Raw genomic sequence first — 19078 nt, 5'->3', positions numbered from 1 at the left:
CATCGTTTTTGCGCGACTTCCAGGCTAACGTACCATGCCAGCTAAAATAATGGAACCCCAAAAGGGGTTATATATTTAAAAAACAAAAGAGCTAATAGATTTTCATTGCCAACATGCTGTCATCACCTTCCGATAAATTTAGCCCAAATTTTTACTTCTCAAAGTGACTCTAAAAACCCTAACTTAATGACATAGCCCATAGTGGCGATATTATTTTAGAAATGGTTTTGCACAAAACAGGGCTAATGCAAAAACGATGTCCATGCGTTTTTTCCTCCTGCATACGCCTTATTATCTCTTCTTCTAATTTTAGTTAAACGAATGCTAGGTTAAAATTATTAACAATTGTTTTGTAAATTTTTACATTAAAACATAAATCTTATGAATAAAATTAACATATTAGGTCTTTGGTAAGCATTTTTTAATTTGAATATTAATTTTTTTATTTATTTTAGATTAAAATTTAAATATTTATTCATTAGTTTAATTTAATTGAGTTAATTCTTTTGATTGAACTTTGATTTAAGCCTCAAAAATTAACGATGAGATTTTATTAACTCAAACAAACATGAAATTTATTGAAAAGCTATTAGTGAGTCCTTCGGGCTTATCTAAAAAAACCGCCAAATCTGCAAAGAAAAAACTTAGGTTATTGAAAGCCGTTTATGAACTTGACAATGCTTCGGTAAATGATTTGATGAAGAGTTTGACCTTAAGTTTTCCGACCTTGAACACCTTGATGGTTGAGTTAGTGGAGAAAAAATACCTGAATCAGCACGAACGTGGTGAATCCCTAGGGGGAAGAAAACCTAATTTATACCAATTAAGCGATAGTCTGTTTCGTGTCTTAACCATTGAAATCAACCGTAGGTCAGTTCGTATTGCTTTAGTAGACAACAACTGCAATATCCTCAATACAGCGCAGCTATTTCAATTTGAGATCTCAACGGACCTCAGGGAACTCCCTGCCTTTTTGATCATTGTTAAAAAATATATAAAGGACCAAAAACTAGATATGGAGCAGGTATCTGGGATTTCCATCTCCATGCCCGGTTTAATTGATCGATATACTGGTGAGAACTTCACCTATTTCTATGAACCTGGTTTTAATCTTGAGAACCATTTAGAACATGAGTTCAATAAAAGGACAAAGGTCATCAATGACGCAAAAGTCGCTACGCTGGCAGAGAAGTTCTATGGTAAGCTGAAGCGAAAAAAAGACGCCTTGGTAATTCGATTGGATTGGGGAATATCATTGGGAATAGTCTCCAATGGTGAAATCTATTTAGGCAAAGATGGTTTTTCAGGCGAGATGGGCCATATCAGCTTTGCTAATGAAGGCGAGCTATGCTACTGTGGCAAACGAGGCTGTTTGGAGACATTAGTCTCTGGAACCGCCTTGGTAAATAAGGCGACTCGAGATATAGAAGAGGGCATCCCTACCCTAATCGTATCCAAATACGAGAACATGCCCTTAACTCCCGAACATATCATCCAAGCTGCAATGGATGGCGATCAATATGCCATTCAATTGATCTCGGAATTAGGCAGCAAATTAGGAAGGGCAATCTCCTTGTTCATGCAGGTATTCAACCCGGAAACCATTGTGCTTTCTGGTAGTTTTGCAAGGACCTCCATGCTGATGATCACACCCATACAACAACAGATACAAACCTATTCCATGAGCAAGATTGCAACAGGATGCAGTCTACAGGTTTCTACCCTGGGCGACAATGGCCTGTCTTATGCCTTGGCGAGACATTTTGTGAATTGCTATTTTGAGGAGCGCATTAACAAGAATTAAGGAAAAGTTAGCTGAAGATTAATCTTTAGCATCTGCCCATTCTTTTATATCCAAAACCTTTTGGATTCAGGGCAATCTTAATACCTTTGCGTATAATTTCAAAATATGAGTACACAGCTATCCAAGTACAGCATCCTATTCTGGGTTTCTGTACTTCTGGTCTTCAGCTCCTGTAAGACCACATTTTACCAAGCAGCTGTATCAAACAAACAAATGTTGGCAATCAACAATCAGATTGCAGAAGATACAGCGATTACAAATTACATTTTACCCTATAAGAGCCAACTTGAGGATAAGATGAACGAGGTATTGGGATATGCTCCAGAGGCACTGATAAAAAACCGCAACCTTCCAGAATCAGAATTGAGCAATTTCTTCTCCGATGCGCTATTGTCCATCGGCAAGAAAGTTGACCCCGAGGTGGTATTTTCGATGGCCACCAAAGATGGTATCCGCTCAGGAATCAAACAGGGCAATGTTACGGTAGGATCTATCTTTGAGGTCATGCCATTTGAAAATTACATTACCATTTTAGAGCTCAAAGGAACTGATGTCCAAGTTTTGGCAGATTTTATTGCAGAAACCAACGGACAGCCTTTAGGGAATGTGGAATTGATTATTAAAGATAAGAAAATCCAAAGTTTCAAGATCGCAGGTGAAGAAATCAACCCGAATAAAACATATAAGTTGGTTACCTATGACTTTATTGCCAATGGTGGTGATCTAGTCCGAGGTCTAAGCAATCCGATCAGTAAGAATGTCACAAGCGAAAGAGTTCGTGAAGGCTTGATCAGCTTTGTGCAGGAGTTAACAAAAGAAGGTAAAAAAGTAGAAGCAAAGTTAGATGGAAGAGTTAAAATCATTGAATAGAAGGAGCTTTATTAAAAGCGTGATGGCTTTAGGAGCAACTGCATCCTTGAGTTCCATTCCATTTGCAGGATATAGCAAATCCAAAGAAGTTAAGATCACCTTTTTGCATACCAATGATGTACATAGCCGAATTGAACCCTACCCTATGGATGGTTCAAGACTGCAAGGTCTAGGTGGTGTGGCTCGAAGAAGCACCCTGATCCAAAAGATCCGTTCTGAAGAAAAGAACGTCCTTTTGTTCGATGCTGGGGATATGTTCCAAGGCACACCCTATTTCAATGTTTTTGATGGCAAGGTGGAACTTGAACTGATGTCAAAGCTCGGTTATGATGCCGGAACTTTTGGAAACCATGAGTTTGACAATGGATTACCGGGATTACTTAAGCATTTTGACAAAGCAAACTTCCCTTTCGTCACTTCCAATTATGATTTTACAGGAACCATTATGGAAGGCAAAACCAAGGATTACCTTGTTTTTGAAAGAGAAGGTGTAAAAATCGGTGTTTTTGGAGTGGGTGTTGACCTGAAAGGCATGGTTGATCCACGCAGTTATGCCGGTGTAAAGATTTCTGACCCTATTGAAGTCGCTGCGAAGTATACTCATAAGTTAAAGAATGAGCTGAAATGCGATCTGATCATCTGTCTATCCCATATTGGCTACAATTATGATACGGATAAAGTTTCGGATTTACTATTGGCGAAGAATTCAAGGCATATAGACCTGATTATCGGCGGCCATACCCATACCTTCTTGGATAAACCTACGGAGGTAAAAAACTTGGACAATCAAATTACTTTGGTAAACCAAACTGGCTTTTCTGGGGTTAACCTAGGAAGGATAGATTTTATCCTGGACAAAAAGAAGGGAACTAAAAGAAGTATAGCGACCACCTATAGCATAGACAAAAGATTAGACAACCTAGCAAGCAGGATTGCTTAGAAAACATTCATATTGAGAGCATTAATTCGACTTTATATCAACTCTTATAAAGGCCTATCGCCTGCTGCATGGCTATTGGCTCTGGTTATGTTAATCAACCGTGCGGGATCCATGGTAATTCCATTCTTGGGGATCTATATGTCTTCGGAGTTGGGATTCAGCAAAACGCAGATTGGTTTGGTATTGGGTTGTTTTGGATTGGGCTCGGTCTGTGGTTCTTGGTTAGGAGGATGGCTAACTGATAAATTCGGGAACTTTAAGGTACAGACCTGGAGTTTGATCTCCGTAATACCGCTATTCCTGTTGTTACCGATGTTCAGAACCTTTGAAGGTCTGGCCATCATGATCTTTATCCTGACCTTGGTTGCTGATATTTTCCGACCTGCTAACTCGGTTTCGGTAGCTAGGTATGCTAAACCCGAAAACATTACCCGCGCCTATTCCTTAAACCGGATGGCGGTGAACCTAGGGTTTTCCATTGGCCCTGCATTGGGTGGTTTCTTAGCTAAGTTTTCTTACAACTGGATTTTTTATGGAAACGCCATTGCCGCTGCTTGTGCTGCCATCGTGTTTATATATTTCTTCAGGAACAGAAAGGCAAGGACTGAGGTTGGGCAAAGTATTGGTCAAAAAGAAATAGAGGAAGATAAACCTGTTCGGAACGCTTATAAGGACAGCTTATTTATTGTGTTCAATATCCTATGCTGTCTGTTTTCGATGGCATTCTTCCAATTATTAAGTACCCTACCCCTTTTCTATAAAGAAGCTCATAATCTGCATTCCGATGAAATCGGATTATTATTAGGCTTTAGTGGCTTTGTCATCGTGTTATTTGAGATGGTGCTGGTACATATCGTCGAACATCGTTTTTCGGTCCGGCAAATTATGCTCTGGGGAACGGCTATTTCTGGGATGTCCTATTTGATGTTGACAGCTGATTTCGGGATTTCCTGGTTATATTTGGCGATGTTTTTCTTGTCTACTGGTGAGATGTTAACATTACCATTTACGGCAACCGTGGCCATCAACAGAGCCAGTCGGAGCAATCAAGGTGCATATATGGGATTTAACTCGCTGGCCTTTGCGGCCGCCAATATCTTCTCCCCTTTCTTGGGGACCTATACGGCAGAACATTTTGGCTATTCTACGTTGTGGACTTCGGCAGGATTGATATTGATATTCTGTGGGATTGGATTTTATTGGATCATCAGCAAGATGAAAACCGAACATTAACCAACATTCCGTTCATAAGGGACCCTGGTCGCGATGGACCTTCCTAAAGTAATTTCATCCACATATTCCAGTTCACCACCAAAGGCAATACCTCTGGCAATGGTACTGATCTGCACATTGAATTCCTTTAACTTACGATACAGATAGAATATGGTGGTGTCGCCTTCCATGGTTGCACTCAAAGCAAGGATAACTTCTTGGACATGACCGGAACGTACACGCTCAATTAATCCTTCAATCTTCAGGTCAGCAGGCCCTATCCCCTCCATGGGTGAGATCAAGCCGCCAAGTACATGGTAAACGCCACTGTATTGGTTGGTGTTTTCAATAGCCATCACATCCCGGGTATCTTCAACAACACAGATCAGGCCCTTATCACGTTTTAGTGAAGCACAGATCTCACATTGTTCAGAATCGGAGATGTTAAAGCAGGTACGGCAATATTTAATATCTTGTTTCAGTCGGTCCAAGGATTCGGTAAAACGGCTCACCTCGGCATCCGATTGCTTCAGGAGATGCAACACCAATCGTAAGGCTGTTTTTTTACCGACGCCAGGAAGTTTTCCAAATTCTTCCACAGCCTGCTCCAATAGTTTTGACGAAAAGTTCATTTTTCAAAATTACGAAAATAAAGAGCAAAAAAACACGCCAGAATTCTTTCGAATATCTGGCGCGTCGGTTTATGAAACAAATCTATGTGTGCTCTAATTTAAAAATCTAAATAATCCCACTTCCCTCTGTAAGCTCTACCCTTTAGATTGTTGGCAAATGGACTATCGAATACCTCTTTATTCGGATTCCATTTGATCGGTTTTTGTATTTGATAAGCAATGTTTACCGCATTACATACGGTGGCTGTTCGATGTCCAATTTCTACATCACAGATCGGTTTTGAACGCTTTTTGATCGCGTCGACGAAATCCTGATAATGATTCTCAGAATAGTATACCTTACGATCTTTTTCAGCGATCTGTAATTTTGGGAGCTCAGCTTTATCGGACCTCAGGAATTCCCTGGAGACCTCAATCTTACCTTCGGTACCCAAAAACTGAATGGCATTGAAGCTGCCCCAAGATTTATGATGGACATTAATACCGTTTTTGTAGGTGAAATAAAGTCCTTCCTTAGCCATTGGAATATCTGGAGGGGTAAAAGATACTGGGCCAGTATGGTCCATTCCTAAAGCCCACTGCACAATATCAAACATATGGGCACCCCAATCGGTCACATATCCACCACCGAATCCATGATACAGACGCCACAGCGACCATTCAGGTGCACCTAGAGCGGGGCTTAAGATTGGATTAAAACCACGGTAAAGTGATGGTCCAATCCAAGAATCCCAATCAAGGTGGGCTGGAGCTGGCAATGAAGGTAAATCACATTCCTTAACAGGCTCGCCTACCGATACATTGACCTCTTTGATATCTCCGATATAGCCATTGCGGATCAAATCCGCTGCTTGTCTAAAATTATATTGCGAACGCTGCATACTTCCCGTCTGCAATACTCTCTTATATTTTCTGACTGCATTCACCATTGCACGCCCTTCATCGATGGTCAGTGCCAAAGGCTTTTCGCAATAGATATCTTTTCCTGCTTTAGCAGCATCTACCACATGCATGGCATGCCAATGGTCTGGAGACGCAATAATTACGGCATCTATATCTTTAATGGCCAGCAAATCTCTGTACTGTCCAAAACCTTGTACCTGATGAGCTGCCTTACTGGCATTCAACTTATTCGCTTCACCAATAAAATTATTGAGTTTACTGCTATCTACATCAGCAGCGGCGATGACCATGGTCTCCGGCAATTTCATGAACTGGTTCAAAAGACCGTACATCTGCTTGCCTACCCCGATAAATCCTAGATTGAGACGATCGCTAGGTGCCAAGAAGCCATTACCACCCAAGACATGTCTAGGTAATATGGTAATTGCAGCTGCGCCCAAAGCAGTTTTACTAATAAAGTCCCGTCTATTCATTATAGGTTTAAGATTTTTTCAGTCGTGAATAGGTTTACGTTTGATAAATGTATTAAATCAGTTTATTAATTCAAAATTTAATTGATTTTTTTGTGATTTTTTATGATAATAATAACAATTACCAAGCTTTAGAAAAATATGATATAAAATCTTATATTACATCGAAAAGGGCAAAAAAAGGCCTTTCGTGCACAAAAACTAAAAGACCAAATGGTTAAAGACGACAAAATCAGGAATTCGTTTGCCAACAAAACTTGGCAAGAAATAAAAGTAAAAGACTCATGGCAAATCTTTAAGATCATGTCGGAGTTTGTGGATGGGTTTGAAAAATTAGCGAAGATTGGACCATGTGTTTCGATCTTCGGATCGGCAAGAACACCGGATGAGCATAAATACTATCAAATGACCGTAGAGATCGCGAGGCTGTTGGCTGACCGCGGGTACGGTGTTATTTCAGGTGGAGGTCCAGGTATTATGGAAGCTGCCAATAAAGGTGCCTATACGGCCGGAGGAAAGTCTGTGGGACTGAACATTGAGCTTCCCCATGAGCAATTCCACAATAAATATATTGACCGCGATAAATTATTGGAGTTTAATTACTTCTTCGTCCGCAAGGTCATGTTCATGAAATACTCCCAAGGTTATATTGTATTGCCTGGAGGATTTGGAACCATGGATGAATTGTTTGAAGCTGTTACATTGATTCAGACTGGTAAGATTGCAAGATTCCCGATTGTATTGGTCGGTACCGAATACTGGAATGGTTTGTTTGACTGGATCAAGAATACCATGCTAGGTAATAAATATATCAGCGAGGAGGATCTGAATCTATATAGAATGGTGGATACTGCTGAAGAAGCTACAGAACATATCTTTAGGTTCTATGATAAGTATCTATTGAAACCGAATTTTTAGGGGTTGATTTAGGATTTGGCTATGGATTTGGCTTCGACTCCGCTCAGCCTGCATCTAATCATGATATGTTCGACGGTAGGGGCTTATTGCATAAGCCCGCTGAATTTGAACCAGGATGAAAGGGATAAGAGGATGGACCAAGATCGGGGAATGAACCAGGATGTGGCTTCGACTCCGCTAGCCGACATCTAAACCCGCTCAGCCGGCATCAAATCATGATATGTTCGACGGTAGGGGCTTATTGCATAAGCCCGTAGAATTTGAACCAGGATTAAAGGGATGAGAGGATGGACCAAGATCGGGGAATGAACCAGGATGTGGCTTCAACTCCGCTCAGCCGACATCTAAATCCGCTCAGCCGGCATCTAATCATGATATGTTCGACGGTAGGGGCTTATTGCATAAGCCCGCTGAATTTGAACCAGGATGAATGGGATAAGAGGATGGACCAAGATCGGGGAATGAACCAGGATGTGGCTTCGACTCCGCTAGCCGACATCTAAATCCGCTCAGTCTGGATCTAAAAAAGATATAAAAAGAAGTCCCTCGAAATATCGAGGGACTTCTTTTATTATTGGAATTAATCTTTTGCTTAGAAGTTGTAAGTCAAACCTGTGTTCCAAGTTGTACCTAAACCGTAGAAATAACCGAAAGCATCTTTTCTAGAGAAGTAGTTCTCGTTGAAAAGGTTTTTCACATTACCTCTGAATTTTACGTTCTTACCGTTTTTCAAGTTGAAAGTATAGCTTAAACCAGCATCAACTACGTTGTAAGCTTTTAATTCTTCAGGTTGGTAAACTTGGTTGTTCAATGATGATTTGATTACGTCATCTACATTCACGTTTCCATACAATCTTGCATAGTGGTTGTAATCAGCATCGATTGAGAATTGAGGAAGGATATAGTATTTCACACCTAAACCGAAAGTGGTTTGTGCAGCATTACCTACTTTAACACCTGTTAAATCCTGACCTTCTTTATCTTCGAAAACGATATCGAAAGAGTTGTTATCTCTTACACGGTAAGGAGAAGTACCATCATATTTCCAGTCACCGATTGATCCGTAACCTCTTAATTTAAGGTTAGAAAGAACATTTACGTCAAATTCTAATTCTAAACCTTTGTGAAGCTGACCAACACCAGTGAACAAATAAGTTACATCAGGGTAAGTTGTTCCACCTACTGTATAATCTCTAGCTGTATAATCAGTGAATCTGTTATCCCATTTGGTGTAGTAAGCGTTGAAGCTAACAGCAACGATCGGGTTTGAATATTTATATCCAGCTTCAACACCGAAGATTTTTTCATTATCCACTGAAGGATCTACAAAATTTACTGTATTAGAAACAAATACGTTATCTAAGAAAGGTTGACGAGAGTATTGTCCAATATTAGCGAAGATTGTGTGTGCATCTTCGAAAGTATATGATGCACCTCCTTTAATATTGTAACCGAATTTCTTGTCGAATTTAGATTTCTTTTCGCCTTCAGCATAGTTCCAACGGTCGATTTTTTGGTAAGATTGGTTAGAAAGGGAACCCTGAACGAAAGCAGTGAATCCATCTAAACTATATTCTACTTGACCAAAAACACCTTGGTAATTGATTTTCTCCGAGTTGTCATAACCTACTCTTTGATCTACATCAGCACTATTGAATAATGAAGACCATGGGTTAGTAGAGAAAGTTTCAGAAACTACATATCCTTTTTCACGAGTTTTATTTTCTGCGATACGACCTTCAGAACCTAAAAGGTTAATCAGTTGTTGGAAGTGATCACCTTTGTAGAAACGTAAATCAGCACCTAAGTTGAAAGAGAAGTTTTCGTTAGCTTCGAAGTTATAGTTAGAAACCAAACCGTACCAGAAGTGGTTGTTTACAGAAGCTCTTAAAGCAGAACCATTGTTTCCGTTAGAGATTTTGTTAGGCTGAGCAGCATTAATAGCAGCTAAAGCATCCCAGTTTGTAGTACCATTAGAGTTAAAACCATTAACGGTATAACCTGGACCATTACCTAAGATACCAGTACCACCACCTTTACCCATTGATGCGTAAAGAACGGTAGAAAGAGATGATCTATCATCGATTTTCAAGTCCCAGTTTAAGTTGGTAACTGGTTTGTGGTAGAAGTTTGTTCTTTGAGAAAGACCTTCACCATTATACCAACCGTAGTTAGAGTTACCTCTTTCACCTGTAATATCATATCCTGGAGTTCCAATAACTTTAGTTTTGTTTCCAGTAGGACCTACTTCTCTGTAGCTAGTTTCTAAAGGTTTAGAGAAGTTTTGATCGTGCCATTGAGGAGCACCAAAGATCAAAAAGTTGAAGGTGTTGTTATCGTTTGGTTTGTAACCCACAGAAACAAAATAGTTTTGTCCAGCACCTGCAGTTCCTAATGCATATTTTTTATCAGCTCTCCATCCATTCAACATAAATGACACGCCCCATTTTCCTTGCATACCAGTACTGTAAGAAATCATAGCTTTAGCTAATCCATCATTACCAGTTGACATACCTACGGAACCTCTTCTCACCATGTCAGTAGCTTTGGTTACAATGTTCACTGTACCACCTACTGAAGAGATAGCCAATTTAGAAGAACCAAGACCTCTTTGAATCTGGATCAAGTTCGCAACATCAGACATTGCTGACCAGTTAGACCAGTACATGTTACCATCTTCCATACCATTGATAGGCTGACCATTTAATAAGAATGCGGTGTTGGATTGGTCGAAACCACGAACGAACATTTTAGAATCACCGAAACCACTTGCTTGGTCAGCAACGTAGATTGAAGGTGTGTTCTTCATTAATTCAGGGAATTCAACGTTAGCACCACTTTTCTCTTGAATTTCTAAAGGTGAGATAGTTGATACAGCGATAGGAGTCTTTCTATCGGCGATATCAATAATACCTTTACCAATTACCACTACTTCACCAATTGCTTCACCATCTTCTTGAGCTTGTAAAACAATTGTTCCTAAGTCAGATTGTCCTTCTGCGAATTTGATTTCGCTTGTGTTGAATCCTAGAACGCGGAAAATTAAAACACCTGATGATTTTGGAGAGTTTAATGTAAAAGCTCCATTTGCATCAGTCGATGTACCAGCCGATGTGCCCTGTACTAATACAGATGCCCCCGCAACCGGGTTGGTGCCATCAGTTACAACACCTCTCAGGACTGTCTGTGCCCAAGCGACGTTGCAAAGCAACAACATTGAAAATAATGTTACTAATTGAGTAGAGATTTTTTTCATACTTCTATTTTATTAAAATAAGTAGTGCAAAAGTATAAAGACATATTGATTTTCAGACTGGATTAACATAAACTTAATATACTCACAACCACGTTTTTGCATTTATTTGACTTATTCGAGTAAGCAAAAATTTAAAACTTAATTAGTTTTTTAAACAACTGTTCATTTTGGTTGAAATTTTGGCAATGAAACCGATTGGAATTTGATATTTTAACAAATTTTAACATTCTTGAAATTGTTGAAAAGTTTTTTCCTATTTCTAATGATTTAGCAGTTATAGCAACAACTATTTTTATAAACGGACAAAAATCAGGAGTTTAACATTGCGGATAAGAAGGAAAATAAAGGGTCTAATTTTCTGTGATTCGATAACCATATAGACCTTCAAAAGGTTTTGTTAATCTTTTGGAACAAAAAAAAGGGAACCAAAATCTTAGTTCCCTTTCAAATGCTATAATTTTCTTAGTCCAAATAGGCGTAGGTAATTCCATCTCCGCCTCGATCAGCATGTTCATCTTCAAAACGGCTGACTTGGTTATATTTCCTTAGATAATCACGGATAAACCTGCGCAAGATACCATCTCCTTTTCCATGCACTATCTTCAAGGAAGGATAGCCGATCATGACTGCGCGGTCCAAGACTTGTTCAATCTTGCCTAAAGCATCTTCGGTTCGCATTCCACGGACATCAACCTCAGGGCTAAAGTCTGCCACGCTTTCTGAAGCAACAGATCTAAACCGCTTGGCGGCTTTAGCTTTTTCCTTGCCTCTCAGTCTTTCCACTTTATTCTTTTTTACTACCGTGCGCAAATCTCCAAGCGCTAAGATCAGGTTATTCTTCGCTATCTCAATCACTTGCGCCTCATTACCTGTATCAATGATCCTCACCCAATCCCCTACTTCAACCGCTTCCGCAGATTCATTGACAAGCTCTGGCTTTTTGCTTTCCTTGACCTGTTTTTCTTTCAGGTTATCAGAAGCATGTTGCAAGCCAGCCCTCAGCTTTTTGGTTTCTTCCTTATCAGCTTGTTTGGTTTTGATCTCTGCAATGGTATTTTCAACCAGTTTATTGGCATTCTTGATGATCTGCCTAGCTTCCTCTTTGGCATCTTTAAGCAGTTGTCGCTTGTTTTCTTCCAAATAGCTTTTTAGCTCATTCAATTCTGCTTGTTGACCAACGATTTCTTTTTCACGAAGATTGATGGCCACCTTGGTATCATAGACCTCCTTCTTCTCGCGTTCTAGGTCGACCAATAGAGTATCGACTTTCTTTTGCTGAACACCGATTTTCTGTTTAGCTAGATGAAGGACTTCTTTAGGCAAGCCGATATTCTGTGCGATTTCAAAAGCGTAAGAACTTCCTGGTTTACCAGTTTGCAATATATATAGAGGTTTCATTGCCTCATTATCAAAAAGCATGGAAGCATTTTCTATACCTTCAGAATTGCTTGCAAAGACCTTCAGATTCGAATAGTGGGTCGTGATGACACCGCGGATCTGCTTTTTGTTCAACACTTCCAGAACGGCTTCTGCGATAGGACCTCCAAATAGAGGATCTGTACCTGTCCCAAATTCATCGATCAGGACCATTGTCCTCGCATTGGAGAATTGGGTAAAGTGCTTCATCTTTGAAAGATGTGCGGAATATGTACTTAAATCACTGTCTATGGATTGATCGTCTCCGATATCTGCGAAGAACTGCTTGAACACCCCTAGCTTGGAATTGGTGTCACAAGGAATCAGTAATCCGGATTGGAACATCAATTGCAAGAGACCAACGGTCTTCATACAGACTGATTTACCACCAGCATTAGGTCCTGAGACCAATAAAACTCGATCAGTTTCATCGATCCTAAGGTTCAGGGGCACAACAGAATGGTGACCTTCTTGCTTTGATGCCAAATAAAGGAGTGGGTGTTTGGCATTCACCAAAAACACTTCTGCCTCCTTGGATAGTTCAGGCATCTGCGCATCAATATCCAATGCAAACAGAGCTTTTGCCCTTACAAAATCCAATTTGGTCAACAAGCCATGGTAGGCGAACAACAGCGGAACATGTGGTCTCAGTTCAGTGGTTAAGCTGGTCAAGATCCTAACGATTTCCCTTCTTCTTTCAAATTCAAGATCTCTAACCTTATTATTGAGGTGGAAAACCTCTTCAGGTTCTATGTAAGCAGTTTGTCCAGTAGCTGATTCATCATGGATCAGACCTTTCAGTTTTCGTTTATTTTCTGCGAGTATAGGGATACAAAGTCTACCATCTCGAATGGTCAGATTACCATCGGCGGTCCAACCATTCTGCTGGGCCTGTTTATAGACCGTATCCAGACGCTTTCTGGCTTCCTGTTCAGCTTTGCTGATCTGGGAGGTGATTTCCAGTAATAATTTGGAGGCATTATCCTTGATCTTTCCCCTATCATCAATGATCTGTTCGATCTGACGAAGGATATTTTTTTCGATCGGCAGATGCTCGAAAAGCAATTCTAGGTTTGGGTATTGCTGAGCGCGATCATTGAAATAACGTATGACGGCATAAACCGTCCGGAGAGAAAGCAAAACACGGTGGAACTCATCTTCCAATAGGAAAGAGCCTTCTACTTTTGCTTTTTCTATAATAGCTTTTATCGGGTAAAAGTGGTCTACAGGTAGGGGTGCATCATGGACAAGAAGCTCTTTGAACTCGTTTGCCTGTCGCAAGAAACGATCGATTAAATCCAGTTTCACTTGAGGTTGGATCTTATCTACCAATTCTTTCCCTGCTTCACTAAGGCATTTTGCCTTAATGAGTCCCTTTATTTCCGTAAATCCTAACTTTTCTACTGCGTTCTGTGGATATATCATTTTCTATTGTACAATAGGTCTTTCTCGCGGCCTAGTGACCGGTTTGAGTCTTTCGTTTCGAGGTCTAAAAGGAATTGTATCTACATTTTCCTGGGGTTTCAATTCCGTTGGTTTTTGCTCTTCAGGTGTAGTTTCAGGCGTTGTATTTTCCGGCACAGGCAATGTAGATATATCTGGTACTTCAGTCCCCAAAGGAGCTTTCTTTTCAAAAATGTTTCTTTCCCAAAAGCGCATCAATCCTACAGGTTCGTAAAACCTTCTGGTTCTATCGGCGATACTAAGTTCTGCAGAATCAGCTTTGGCATTGAGGATCATATTATTGAGCGTCTGTAATTTGACCTGCATGCGGGTCACTCTGCTCATGCTATCTTGCATAATAAGATTCTTCAGGGAATCTTGGCTGTAATAACTGCGTTCTCTTTTCTCCAAGGTTTTAACGACCTGATCGTAGGTCTTCATGGTTAATGCCGGATTCCCGAAATAATAATTCACGTTCTTGTTGAAAGCTGTAGAATCTATTCCAAATTTGGCAAAAAGCTGCTCATAAAGTGGGTCAATGACCTTTTTGGCACTATCCACAGGGATATTTGAAATATATCCGTCCAGGATATGTACCTCGGTCATGAGCTCAACCATGTCCTCTTGAGGCAAAATACCTTCAGGAACCTGCTTTTTGCAGGCAATAACGATAAAAAACAAAGGAAGTAAACTCAGTATTAAGCGATGCATTTTGTAAATTTGTACAAATTTACGGAAAAGCTTGCAATAAGCTTTCCAAATTTCATCAATGCGAACCCTTTTTCATCATGAGTATAGCAAAGAATATTACAGAATTACAAAAAGAATTGTCCCCTATCGGTGTTACATTAGTTGCGATTTCGAAAACGAAACCTAATGAAGATATTATGGAGGCCTATGAGGCTGGTCAGCGGATTTTTGGTGAGAACCAAGTCCAAGACTTGGTTGCCAAGTATGAAAGTTTGCCTAAGGATATTGAATGGCACTTGGTTGGCCATCTACAGACCAATAAAGTAAAATACATTGCTCCTTTTGTAAGTTTGATCCATTCTGTTGATTCTTTGAAGGTTTTAGCTGAGATCAATAAACATGCTCTCAAGAATGTCCGCATCATTGATTGCTTACTGCAGATCTATATTGCTGATGAGGATACCAAGTTTGGCTTGGACCATGCAGAGGCCATTGAATTATTGCGTTCTGAGGAATTTGGAGGCTTCAAAAACATCCGTATCCGTGGATTGATGGGGATCGCCAGCAACACTGAAAACGAAAAAATCGTCAAAGAAGAATTCTATGAGCTTAAAATGCTTTTTGATGGAATCAAGACCACTTATTTCCGCAAGGAAGAAAGTTTTGATATCTTGTCCATGGGTATGAGTTCTGACTATAAGGTTGCTATCGAGCAAGGTAGCAATATGGTGAGGTTAGGAAGTACCATATTTGGAAAGAGAATTATCAAACACTATAAAGCACAATAATGAGTTTAACCATTCGCAATGCAGTAAAAGCAGATTGCCCCCGATTATTGGAACTGATCAAGGAATTGGCCTTGTTTGAAAATGCACCTGAGGAAGTGACAGTCAGCATGCAGGAATTTGAGGATTCAGGATTTGGCGAAAATCCGGTCTGGTGGGCATTTGTGGGTGAATATGAAGGTAAAATCATAGGGATGTCCTTATATTATATAAGGTATTCGACCTGGAAAGGCAGAAGATTGTACCTGGAGGACATCATCATTACGGAAAGCATGCGTGGAAAAGGATTTGGTAAGGATCTTTTAGATCATACCATTGCTTATGCCAAAGAACTGGGATATTCTGGAATGATGTGGCAGGTATTGGATTGGAATACCCCAGCAATAGATTTTTATAAAAAGTATAACACGAAATTCGATGAAGAGTGGATCAATGTTAACATCAATTTTTAAACCAAGCCTATACCCTATTCTAGCGTCTGTCATGTTATTGGCATCAGCGAGTTCTTGCCAGAGCAATAAAGCCGATGGATCAAAAGCACATAAACATGTAGTCACTGGTTCTAAAGACACTCTAGTGTACCATGATTCGACCATTAAGGAGTTCAGTCCTTATTTTGCTGCCGATGGCGACAAAATAGATACGACCTATATTGGTTTGACCTATCCAATCTTTAAGGATAGTACCATGAACCGATATGTGAAGGAAAACATCCTTTTGGGCAAAGAACAAACATTGGATCAATATGTAAACAATTTCTTGGAAGGCTATGCCAATTTTGTTGAGGAGAATGAGGTAAGACATCCACTAGCATGGCAAAAGGAAACTTTTATTGGCGTGATGATGAATAACCCTTACCTGATCATGATGGACAATAATACTTATGAATTTTCAGGAGGTGCACATGGGAATAGTTATACCTTATGGAATGTTTATGATGTGCAGACGAAAGAAAAATTAGAGCTGAATACGTTTATTTCTGAGAATAAGATGAAAGAATTTACTAAAATTGCAGAAAGATTCTTTCGAAAAGAGGAAGGGCTATCGGATACCAGCAGCTATAAAGAGGATTATTTCTTCGAAAATGACACTTTTAGCTTAGCTGCAAATTATGGTGTTTCAAAAGAAGGTATAATATTTTTTTATAATTCTTACGAAATCAAGCCATATTCCGGAGGCACTACTTTTCTCACCATTCCTTATGAAGAAATTCAGGATTGTATGACCCAAACCGGAAAGAATTATATAAAAAACATCAAAGAGTATTACAATTCAATTCAGTAGCGTAAATGCAGGTATTTAAATTTGGCGGAGCCTCCGTTAAAAATGCAGAGAATATAAAAAATGTTGTTTCCATTGTTGAACGTTATAGGGATTCTTCTCTGTTGATCGTAGTTTCGGCAATTGGTAAAACGACAGATAAATTAGTGAAAGTTACGGAAAGTTACATCAAACGTGATGGTGCTTGTTTTGAACACCTTGAAAGTTTGAAAAAAGAACATTTTGACATCCTGCATGAATTATTTCCTGATCATAACCATCCGGTTTATGATGATATCGCCAATACTTTCGTAGAAATTGAGTGGATCCTGGAAGAGGAACCGCAGGATGATTACGACTACCTTTATGACCAGATCGTTTCGGTAGGTGAATTGCTTTCTACCAAAATAGTGGCTGCTTATTCTTCTTATCAAGGTCTAGCAACACAATGGGTGGATGCAAGGGATTTTATCATGACCGATAATACTTACCGTGAAGGGAAAGTAGATTGGGAAAAGACGGAAGAAAAGATCCGCAAAGATCTTCCTAGCATATTAGATGAATATATTGTTGTTACGCAAGGTTTTATCGGATCCACTTCTGAAAACTTTACGACAACATTGGGTCGCGAGGGTTCAGATTATTCAGCAGCCATCTTTGCTGCAAGCTTAAATGCGGAAAACATAACGATATGGAAAGATGTTCCTGGAGTTTTGAATGCTGATCCGAAATGGTTCGACCAAACAGAATTGATCCCGGAACTTTCTTATACTGATGCGATTGAATTAACTTATTATGGAGCAACGGTTATTCACCCAAAAACCATCAAACCGCTTCAAAATAAAAAGATCACCTTAAATGTACGTTCCTTTGTAAACCCAGAAGAACCTGGCACTCAGATAAAAACAACGAACCAGACCCTACCTGTCCCTTCTTTTATCTTTAAGGTCAACCAGGTCTTTATCAACATCCAACCGCGAGATTTCTCCTTTATCGTAGAGGATAACTTGAGCCATATCTTTGACACCTTCCATCAGAATAGGATCAAGATCAATATGATGCATAACTCTGCAATCAGTTTCTCGGTTAGCGTGGATGATACCGGTGAGAATGTGTTGAATCTTTTGGAGCAGTTGAAAAAGAGATATAAGGTATCTGTGGCAACAGGTTTAGAATTAATCACCATTCGATACTACAATCAACAAACAATAGATCGAGTTTTGGTAAATAAGGAAATTTTTCGCGAACTTAAAGATAGTTACACTTGCCAAATGCTTGTGAAAAACAAAGATGAATAAACACATTTTAGAGAAGGATGTACAACAATTCATTAAGGCTAACAGGGAAAAATCACCCACAGAAATAGCCTTGAAGAAAAGTCCTTTTCCTCATGTGAGCTCAGCAGAATTGGCTTCCCAAATCGATGGTTGGCAACGTAGTGTCAAGAAATTACCTACCTGGGCATTCAGCGAAGGCATTTATTATCCTGATAAGATTAACCTAGAGCAATGTTCATCCGAACATACCGCTCTGATCAAGCAAACTTTGATTGCCAAAGGAAGCCGTGTCATTGATTTGACAGGGGGATTCTCGGTGGATAGCTGTTATTTAGCACAAGAGGCCGAAGAAGTCATTCATTGCGAACTAAATGAGAAGCTATCTGAGATCGTGGCCTATAATGCCAAGATCCTCCGGGTCAATAACTTGATTTGCAAGGCCACTGATGGGATCGAATTACTCAGACAGAGTGAAGACCATTCCTTTGATTATATCTATGTAGACCCTTCTAGAAGAGTAAACCAAGGAAAGGTATTCCTGTTGGAAGATTGTGAACCGAATATTGTCGCTAACCAGGATCTTTTCTTTAGCAAGGGGAAATATGTCATCAGTAAACTTTCTCCCCTGCTCGATATCAGTACAGCATTGACAAGCCTGAAGCATGTGAAATATGTATATGTCATCAGCTTGGATAATGATTGTAAGGAGTTGTTATTTATTCAAGAGCGAAGTTTTGAGGGTGAGACCAAGATTCGAGCCATCCGTTTATTTGCCGATCAGCTCCAAACCTTTGAATTCACCTACGATATTGAACGGGCAACAATGAATCGCTATACAGAACCCCAGCATTTCCTTTACGATTCCGATGTTGCCATCAGTAAAGCAGGAGCCTTCAAGAGTGTTGGGAAGTATTTTGGTCTTGGAAAACTCCATCAGCATTCCCATTTATATACTTCTGAGGTTTTTCAGCCTGAATTTCCCGGAAGAGTCTTTGAAATAAAGCAGGTTTTACCCTACTCAAGCCTAAAAAAGAACAATCCTTTTCTTCAGGCTAATATTGCCACAAGGAATTTCCCAGAGAAAGTCGAAGTGATCCGCAAAAAACATAAAATCAAAGATGGTGGTAAAACCTATCTTTTCTTTACAACGGATAGTAGCAATCAATTGATTGTTATAGAATGTACCAGAATTCGCTAACTCC

At 39.7% G+C, this 19078-nt stretch carries 16 protein-coding genes; 11 read left to right on the top strand and 5 right to left on the bottom strand.

Features of this window, described 5'->3' with window-relative positions; translation table 11 throughout:
• Positions 1-568: 568 nt before the first annotated feature.
• The 4 genes from ACK2WI_RS06630 to ACK2WI_RS06615 all read left to right on the top strand — a co-directional run bounded on the left by ACK2WI_RS06630 (position 569) and on the right by ACK2WI_RS06615 (position 4847).
• A complete protein-coding gene (locus ACK2WI_RS06630; protein WP_093097948.1) occupies positions 569-1804 on the top strand; it encodes an ROK family protein in 1236 nt (411 codons plus the stop codon).
• A 105-nt stretch (positions 1805-1909) separates the two neighbouring features.
• On the top strand, positions 1910-2674 hold the full coding sequence (locus tag ACK2WI_RS06625; RefSeq protein ID WP_312698476.1) for a 5'-nucleotidase C-terminal domain-containing protein: 765 nt from the start codon (positions 1910-1912) through the stop codon (positions 2672-2674).
• Entirely contained in the window at positions 2649-3614 is a 966-nt protein-coding gene (locus ACK2WI_RS06620) for a metallophosphatase (RefSeq protein WP_313368461.1), read from the top strand. The genes ACK2WI_RS06625 and ACK2WI_RS06620 overlap by 26 nt, the downstream gene beginning before the upstream one ends.
• 12 nt (positions 3615-3626) lie before the next feature.
• Complete coding sequence (locus ACK2WI_RS06615) at positions 3627-4847, top strand: MFS transporter (protein WP_312698478.1); 1221 nt, start codon at positions 3627-3629, stop codon at positions 4845-4847.
• Here ACK2WI_RS06615 and recR read toward each other — a convergent pair.
• Both recR and ACK2WI_RS06605 read right to left on the bottom strand, forming a co-directional pair.
• On the bottom strand, positions 4844-5458 hold the full coding sequence (recR, locus tag ACK2WI_RS06610; RefSeq protein WP_093097954.1) for a recombination mediator RecR: 615 nt from the start codon (positions 5456-5458) through the stop codon (positions 4844-4846). The two genes, ACK2WI_RS06615 and recR, sit on opposite strands and share 4 nt — an antisense overlap.
• A 98-nt stretch (positions 5459-5556) precedes the next feature.
• Positions 5557-6834 carry a Gfo/Idh/MocA family protein gene (locus tag ACK2WI_RS06605; RefSeq protein WP_409150147.1) on the bottom strand — a complete coding sequence of 426 codons (1278 nt, stop codon included), beginning with the start codon at positions 6832-6834 and terminating at the stop codon, positions 5557-5559.
• 210 nt (positions 6835-7044) lie between these two features.
• Between ACK2WI_RS06605 and ACK2WI_RS06600 the strand changes: the two genes are divergently transcribed.
• Positions 7045-7749 carry a TIGR00730 family Rossman fold protein gene (locus ACK2WI_RS06600; protein WP_093097958.1) on the top strand — a complete coding sequence of 235 codons (705 nt, stop codon included), beginning with the start codon at positions 7045-7047 and terminating at the stop codon, positions 7747-7749.
• Positions 7750-8036: 287 nt separating this feature from the next.
• Positions 8037-8252 (top strand): hypothetical protein, encoded by a 216-nt coding sequence (locus ACK2WI_RS06595; RefSeq protein WP_409150146.1) that lies wholly within the window; start codon positions 8037-8039, stop codon positions 8250-8252.
• Positions 8253-8341: 89 nt separating this feature from the next.
• Here the strand turns inward: ACK2WI_RS06595 and ACK2WI_RS06590 are convergent, their stop codons facing one another.
• From ACK2WI_RS06590 to ACK2WI_RS06580, 3 genes are all read right to left on the bottom strand, one after another.
• Entirely contained in the window at positions 8342-11005 is a 2664-nt protein-coding gene (locus ACK2WI_RS06590) for a TonB-dependent receptor domain-containing protein (protein ID WP_409150145.1), read from the bottom strand.
• A 462-nt stretch (positions 11006-11467) separates the two neighbouring features.
• The gene (locus ACK2WI_RS06585) at positions 11468-13846 is read right to left on the bottom strand and encodes an endonuclease MutS2 (RefSeq protein ID WP_409150144.1); all 2379 of its coding nucleotides are present in this window, start codon (positions 13844-13846) and stop codon (positions 11468-11470) included.
• A 3-nt stretch (positions 13847-13849) separates the two neighbouring features.
• The gene (locus ACK2WI_RS06580; protein WP_093097964.1) at positions 13850-14575 is read right to left on the bottom strand and encodes a DUF4296 domain-containing protein; all 726 of its coding nucleotides are present in this window, start codon (positions 14573-14575) and stop codon (positions 13850-13852) included.
• Between the two features lie 77 nt (positions 14576-14652).
• On the opposite strand from ACK2WI_RS06580, the gene ACK2WI_RS06575 reads away from it, so the two are divergent.
• The 5 genes from ACK2WI_RS06575 to ACK2WI_RS06555 are packed head-to-tail and all read left to right on the top strand — an operon-like array spanning position 14653 to position 19074.
• A complete protein-coding gene (locus ACK2WI_RS06575; RefSeq protein WP_409150143.1) occupies positions 14653-15342 on the top strand; it encodes a YggS family pyridoxal phosphate-dependent enzyme in 690 nt (229 codons plus the stop codon).
• The gene (locus tag ACK2WI_RS06570; protein ID WP_409150142.1) at positions 15342-15791 is read left to right on the top strand and encodes a GNAT family N-acetyltransferase; all 450 of its coding nucleotides are present in this window, start codon (positions 15342-15344) and stop codon (positions 15789-15791) included. The genes ACK2WI_RS06575 and ACK2WI_RS06570 overlap by 1 nt, the downstream gene beginning before the upstream one ends.
• A complete protein-coding gene (locus ACK2WI_RS06565) occupies positions 15772-16623 on the top strand; it encodes a DUF3298 domain-containing protein (RefSeq protein WP_409150141.1) in 852 nt (283 codons plus the stop codon). Before ACK2WI_RS06570 ends, ACK2WI_RS06565 begins: the two co-directional genes overlap by 20 nt.
• A 5-nt stretch (positions 16624-16628) precedes the next feature.
• Positions 16629-17897 (top strand): aspartate kinase, encoded by a 1269-nt coding sequence (locus ACK2WI_RS06560; RefSeq protein WP_409150140.1) that lies wholly within the window; start codon positions 16629-16631, stop codon positions 17895-17897.
• Complete coding sequence (locus ACK2WI_RS06555; protein WP_409150139.1) at positions 17890-19074, top strand: class I SAM-dependent methyltransferase; 1185 nt, start codon at positions 17890-17892, stop codon at positions 19072-19074. The genes ACK2WI_RS06560 and ACK2WI_RS06555 overlap by 8 nt, the downstream gene beginning before the upstream one ends.
• Positions 19075-19078: the final 4 nt, after the last annotated feature.

It is taken from the genome of Sphingobacterium sp. BS-2 (assembly GCF_046161205.1).
In the GTDB taxonomy this organism is placed as follows: domain Bacteria; phylum Bacteroidota; class Bacteroidia; order Sphingobacteriales; family Sphingobacteriaceae; genus Sphingobacterium; species Sphingobacterium mizutaii.
Note: the sequence above shows the minus strand (reverse complement) of the source record. Positions and strands in the feature narration are given on the sequence as shown.